Below are 3799 nucleotides of genomic sequence, written 5' to 3'. Positions count from 1 at the left end.
CTCGACCCCGCAATGGGTGGGGGAATCGGGGATGCGGCAGTTCGCGGTGATCGGGTCGGGCCCGGCGGGCTTCTATACCGCCGAGGCGCTGGCCAAATCCTATGGCGACACCGCGCGGATCGACCTGATCGACGCGCTGCCCGTGCCTTATGGCCTGATCCGCTTCGGCGTCGCGCCCGACCATCAGTCGATCAAGGCGGTGTCGCGCCGCTACGACCAGGTCGCGGAGGGCGAGGCGGTGCGCTTCGTCGGCAATGTCCGGGTCGGCGAGAATGTGTCGATCGCCGAACTCGGCGAACTCTATGACGCGGTGATCCTGGCGACCGGCGCGCCCAACGACCGCAAGCTCGGCATCCCCGGCGAGGAATTGCCCGGGGTAATCGGATCGGCGGCGTTCGTCGGCTGGTACAATGGCCATCCCGATTTCGCCGACCTCGATCCGCCGCTGGATGGCGAGGCGGCGGCGGTGATCGGCAACGGCAATGTCGCGCTCGACGTGGCGCGGATCCTGTCGAAGACGCGCAAGGAATTCGCCGGGTCGGACATCGTCGGCCATGCGCTCGACGCGCTCGACATGTCGGCGATCCGCACCATCAGCTTCGTCGGCCGGCGCGGGCCGCATCAGATCGCCATGACCCCCAAGGAGCTTGGCGAACTTGGCCATCTTGAGGCCGCCGAGCCGGTGGTGGATGTCGCCGACTTTCCCCCCCTCGAGGCCGATGCCGCGCTTGAGCCGGGGCAGCGCAAGTCGATCACCCATCTGCGCGACTTCGCTGCGCGCGACCCCGCCGGCAAGGCCAAGCGGATCGTGTTCGACTTCTTCGCCCGGCCGGTGGCGATCGAGGGGGATGGCCGGGCCGAGCGGCTGGTGGTCGAGCGGACCGCGCTCGACGGCGCCGGACAGAGCGTCGGCACCGGCGAGACCTATGTCATTCCGGCGAACCTGATCATCAGCTCGATCGGCTATGCGACGCCGCCGATCGCCGGGGTGCCGTACGATGACAGGGGCGGGAAATTCGCCAACGACGGCGGGCGGATCGGCGACGGGCTGTACTGCGTCGGCTGGGCGCGGCGTGGGCCGTCGGGGACGATCGGCACCAACCGCCCCGATGGCTATGAAGTCGCCGCGCAGATCGCGGGCGCAATGCCGCCGGGGTCGGACGGGGGAAAAGCCGGCGCGGCGGGGCTCGACGCGCTGCTGGGCGAGCGACGCGCCAGGCCGACCAGCTTCGCCGACTGGCGGACGATCGAGGCCGCCGAGACCGCCGCCGCGCGGCCCGATGCGCCGCGCGAGAAACTTGTGCGACATGAGGATTGGCTGAAGGTGTTGGGCCGGTGACTTCATTGCTTGCGCATAGACGGGGCCCCCGCTAGGAAGCCCGCGCCTTGGACCCGCGCATCGCTGCGTATCGGTTCGGTCGGGGAGTAGCTCAGCCTGGTAGAGCACTGTCTTCGGGAGGCAGGGGCCGGAGGTTCGAATCCTCTCTCCCCGACCAATTTTCCGTGCGCGTCGCTGGATCGCACTTCCTCGCGGACTCGACTCCTTGCGGCGGCCGGCGTCTACTCTCCGGTGACGCCCCGCCGGGCATGGCGGGGAGCGCAGCAGGGGAAGATTCCGATGCGGAGCCCACCACTAGCCTTGAGCCTGATCGTCGCCGCCAGCCTGGCCGGCGCCTGCACCGCGGCGGTGGCGCCGCCAACGATGGCGCAGGCGATTCCCGGGGCGAAGGCCGTCGCCACGCCGATCGTGCGCACCGCGAAGACCACGTCCGGCCAGCCGCTGAGGCTGCCCCAGGGGGCGGCGGAGATGGTCGCCACCGCGATCGACTTCCCGCCCGGCGGGCGGGTCATGCTCCATCGCCATCCCTGGTCGCGCTTCCTCTATGTCGAAAAGGGGCGGGTAGCGATCATCAACCATGACACCGGCGCCACGGTCGAGGCCGCCGCCGGCCAGGCGCTGGCCGAAGTCATCGGCCAGTGGCACGAAGGCGTCGCGCTCGACGGCCAGCCGGCGCGGCTGGTGGTGATCGACCTGGTGCCGCCCGGCGTGGTCAACATGGAAATGCCGAAGTAGCGGCGCGTCCGGCGCCGGCTTAGCTCGCGAAGCTGGGATCGAGCCGGTACGCCGTCCGGTCCCGGCCAGGAGTAGCTCAGCCTGATAGAGGACTGCCTTCGGGAGGCAGGGGCCGGAGGTTCGAATCCTCTCTCCCCGACCATATTTCCTCAGCTCGCTTAGTTGCAGCAAACTAACGGACGGGTTAGTCCGAGGGTATGCCTGAGAAGTTGCTTTTATTTCTTGATGACAGCGGGAGTCGTAATCCTGATCATCAACCGGATGTCCGCGTCGACTGTTTGGATTGGTTCGCGCTAGGTGGGATTCTTGTTTTGGAATCCGATGTTCGCGAAGCCGTTGATCGCCATAAGGCGTTTACTGATTCATGGGGGCTGGACTACCCGCTCCATTCGACCAAAATTCGAGGCCGACGAAAACAGTTCAGTTGGTTGGGGCAAGATGCCGGCAGGGCCGCAAGATTCCATGCTGAACTAGCTGAAATGCTCTTGGAGATTCCAGTGGTTGGAATCGCCTGCGTCATAGACCGGCCCGGATACAACGGCCGATATAAGGAGCAGTATGGCGAAGATCGCTGGCTTATGTGCAAAACTGCCTATTCAATCTTGATAGAGAGAGCCGCCAAGCACGCGCGTCGCTCAGATTGTCGATTGGAGGTATTTTACGAAGGTGCAGGTCAGCAGGAAGATCGAAATATCGGCGAATACCATAAGGCATTGAAAACTATAGGAATGCCTTTCGACGAAGGCCGCTCTGAAGGTTACGGATCGCTAACGGCTGACGATTTTGGTGATCTTGTATTGGGAGACGCGCAGCGTCAAACGAAGGCTAACGCGCTAATTCAAATAGCTGACTTGTACCTGTATCCCATGGTCAAAGGTGGGTATGCCCCGACGTATCAGCCCTATGTCGACCTGACGGACGCGCATAAACTCGCCGACAATATCGTGGATGAATCTGAGGTCGCGAGCCTAGGAGTCAAATACAGTTGTTTTGACATCCAAAAAGGAGAAAGGCCCGACCGTTAGGTCGAGCCTTTCGACTTTTCGGCTCGCATACGCAAACCCCGGGGCCTCGCCCACGACGACCATATGGTCGATCAATCCCTACAATGCAAGTAATTTACAAATAGTTCCTTAATTCGCAAATCCCGGATCGAGCCGGTACGCCTTCCGCTTCAACGCCGGCCAGGCGAGCAAATTCGCCGCCATCTTGAGGCCTACCCCGCCTTGCTCGGCGGCGAGTTCGGCGGCGCCCTGGGGCGGGCGCGACAGCTTGTCGCCGGCCGACAGCGCCATGATCTGCGCCTGGCAAGCGCGCTCGATGAAATACATTTTGAGGAAGCATTCGCCGACATTGCCGCCGACCGCCAGCGTGCCGTGGTTCCTCAATAGCATCGCGCCTTTGGTGCCGAGGTCGGCGACGATGCGCTCGCGTTCCTCGAGTTCGACCGCTACCCCTTCATAGTCGTGAAAGGCGAGGTCGCCCATGACCAGCATCGCCGTCTGCGTTAGCGGGAGCAGCCCGTCCTCATGCGCGCTGACCGCCTGGCCGGCGGGGGTATGCAGGTGCATCACCGCCTGCGCATCCTCGCGCGCCATATGCACCGCCGAATGGATGGTGAAGCCGGCCGGGTTGGTGATGAACGGGGTCGGATCGACCGGGTTGCCGTGGACGTCGACCTTGACCAGCGACGAGGCGGTGACCTCCTCGAACATCAGCTGATAG

At 64.3% G+C, this 3799-nt stretch carries 4 protein-coding genes and 1 tRNA gene; 4 read left to right on the top strand and 1 reads right to left on the bottom strand.

Going from position 1 to position 3799, the window contains the following annotated elements:
* Nucleotides 1-31: 31 nt before the first annotated feature.
* From RMO25_RS08190 to RMO25_RS08175, 4 genes are all read left to right on the top strand, one after another.
* Nucleotides 32-1339, top strand: a complete 1308-nt coding sequence (locus RMO25_RS08190; RefSeq protein WP_309662115.1) for an FAD-dependent oxidoreductase — start codon at nucleotides 32-34, stop codon at nucleotides 1337-1339.
* A gap of 80 nt (nucleotides 1340-1419) precedes the next feature.
* A tRNA-Pro gene (locus RMO25_RS08185) sits at nucleotides 1420-1496 on the top strand.
* Between the two features lie 122 nt (nucleotides 1497-1618).
* The gene (locus RMO25_RS08180) at nucleotides 1619-2074 is read left to right on the top strand and encodes a cupin domain-containing protein (protein WP_309662114.1); all 456 of its coding nucleotides are present in this window, start codon (nucleotides 1619-1621) and stop codon (nucleotides 2072-2074) included.
* Nucleotides 2075-2271: 197 nt separating this feature from the next.
* The gene (locus RMO25_RS08175) at nucleotides 2272-3099 is read left to right on the top strand and encodes a DUF3800 domain-containing protein (protein ID WP_309662113.1); all 828 of its coding nucleotides are present in this window, start codon (nucleotides 2272-2274) and stop codon (nucleotides 3097-3099) included.
* 108 nt (nucleotides 3100-3207) lie between these two features.
* Here RMO25_RS08175 and RMO25_RS08170 read toward each other — a convergent pair.
* The coding region (locus RMO25_RS08170) for a class II aldolase/adducin family protein (RefSeq protein WP_309662112.1) at nucleotides 3208-3799 on the bottom strand (592 nt) is incomplete at its 5' end.

This window comes from Sphingomonas sp. (assembly GCF_031361285.1).
Classification (GTDB): Bacteria; Pseudomonadota; Alphaproteobacteria; order Sphingomonadales; family Sphingomonadaceae; genus Sphingomicrobium.
This window is presented reverse-complemented; position numbering and strand designations above follow the sequence as displayed.